This window comes from Lederbergia graminis, from assembly GCF_042655485.1.
Lineage (GTDB): Bacteria > Bacillota > Bacilli > Bacillales > Bacillaceae_C > Lederbergia > Lederbergia graminis.
Genome location: NZ_JBHSMC010000002.1, coordinates 1 through 2,216, shown reverse-complemented (window position 1 = coordinate 2,216; position 2,216 = coordinate 1). Strand labels below are relative to the sequence as shown.

At 53.9% G+C, this 2,216-nt stretch carries 1 rRNA gene; it reads left to right on the top strand.

Annotated elements, in window-relative coordinates:
• Positions 1 to 2,216, top strand: a 23S ribosomal RNA gene (locus ACFPM4_RS04495); the annotation flags it as partial.

Genomic DNA, 2,216 nt, shown 5'->3' with positions numbered 1-2,216 from the left:
GAAGAAACGGAGCCGCAGCGAAAGCGAGTCTGAATAGGGCGAATAAGTATGAGGTCGTAGACCCGAAACCAGGTGATCTACCCATGTCCAGGGTGAAGGTAAGGTAACACTTACTGGAGGCCCGAACCCACGTACGTTGAAAAGTGCGGGGATGAGGTGTGGGTAGCGGTGAAATTCCAATCGAACCTGGAGATAGCTGGTTCTCTCCGAAATAGCTTTAGGGCTAGCCTCAAGGTAGGAGTCTTGGAGGTAGAGCACTGTTTGGACTAGGGGCCCTCATCGGGTTACCGAATTCAGACAAACTCCGAATGCCAATGACTTACCCTTGGGAGTCAGACTGCGAGTGATAAGATCCGTAGTCGAGAGGGAAACAGCCCAGACCGCCAGCTAAGGTCCCAAAGTATACGTTAAGTGGAAAAGGATGTGGAGTTGCTTAGACAACCAGGATGTTGGCTTAGAAGCAGCCACCATTTAAAGAGTGCGTAATAGCTCACTGGTCGAGTGACTCTGCGCCGAAAATGTACCGGGGCTAAACGTATCACCGAAGCTGCGGATTGACACCTTCTGGTGTCAGTGGTAGGAGAGCGTTCTAAGGGCTGTGAAGCTAGACCGAAAGGACTGGTGGAGCGCTTAGAAGTGAGAATGCCGGTATGAGTAGCGAAAGAAGGGTGAGAATCCCTTCCACCGAATGCCTAAGGTTTCCTGAGGAAGGCTCGTCCGCTCAGGGTTAGTCGGGACCTAAGCCGAGGCCGAAAGGCGTAGGCGATGGACAACAGGTTGATATTCCTGTACCACCTCTTTACCGTTTGAGCAATGGGGGGACGCAGGAGGATAGGGTAAGCGCGGCATTGGACTGCCGCGTCTAAGCAGTTAGGCTGAAGAGGAGGCAAATCCTTCTCTTTAAAGCGGAGCTGTGATGGCGAGGGAAATTTAGTACCGAAGTTCCTGATTCCACACTGCCAAGAAAAGCCTCTAGCGAGGTAAAAGGTGCCCGTACCGCAAACCGACACAGGTAGGCGAGGAGAGAATCCTAAGGTGATCGAGAGAACTCTCGTTAAGGAACTCGGCAAAATGACCCCGTAACTTCGGGAGAAGGGGTGCTCTTTGGGGTGAATAGCCCTGAGGAGCCGCAGTGAATAGGCCCAGGCGACTGTTTAGCAAAAACACAGGTCTCTGCGAAGCCGCAAGGCGAAGTATAGGGGCTGACGCCTGCCCGGTGCTGGAAGGTTAAGAGGAGCGCTTAGACTTCGGTCGAAGGTGCGAATTGAAGCCCCAGTAAACGGCGGCCGTAACTATAACGGTCCTAAGGTAGCGAAATTCCTTGTCGGGTAAGTTCCGACCCGCACGAAAGGCGCAACGATCTGGGCACTGTCTCAACGAGAGACTCGGTGAAATTATAGTACCTGTGAAGATGCAGGTTACCCGCGACAGGACGGAAAGACCCCGTGGAGCTTTACTGCAGCCTGATATTGAATGTTGGTGCAGCTTGTACAGGATAGGTAGGAGCCTTGGAAGCCGGAGCGCCAGCTTCGGTGGAGGCATCGGTGGGATACTACCCTTGCTGTACTGACATTCTAACCCGCACCCGTGATCCGGGTGGGAGACAGTGTCTGGCAGGCAGTTTGACTGGGGCGGTCGCCTCCTAAAAAGTAACGGAGGCGCCCAAAGGTTCCCTCAGAATGGTTGGAAATCATTCGCAGAGTGTAAAGGCACAAGGGAGCTTGACTGCGAGACCTACAAGTCGAGCAGGGACGAAAGTCGGGCTTAGTGATCCGGTGGTTCCGCATGGAAGGGCCATCGCTCAACGGATAAAAGCTACCCCGGGGATAACAGGCTTATCTCCCCCAAGAGTTCACATCGACGGGGAGGTTTGGCACCTCGATGTCGGCTCATCGCATCCTGGGGCTGTAGTCGGTCCCAAGGGTTGGGCTGTTCGCCCATTAAAGCGGTACGCGAGCTGGGTTCAGAACGTCGTGAGACAGTTCGGTCCCTATCCGTCGTGGGCGTAGGAAATTTGAGAGGAGCTGTCCTTAGTACGAGAGGACCGGGATGGACGCACCGCTGGTGTACCAGTTGTTCCGCCAGGAGCATCGCTGGGTAGCTATGTGCGGAAGGGATAAGTGCTGAAAGCATCTAAGCATGAAGCCCCCCTCAAGATGAGATTTCCCATAGCGCAAGCTAGTAAGATCCCTGAAAGATGATCAGGTTGATAGGTC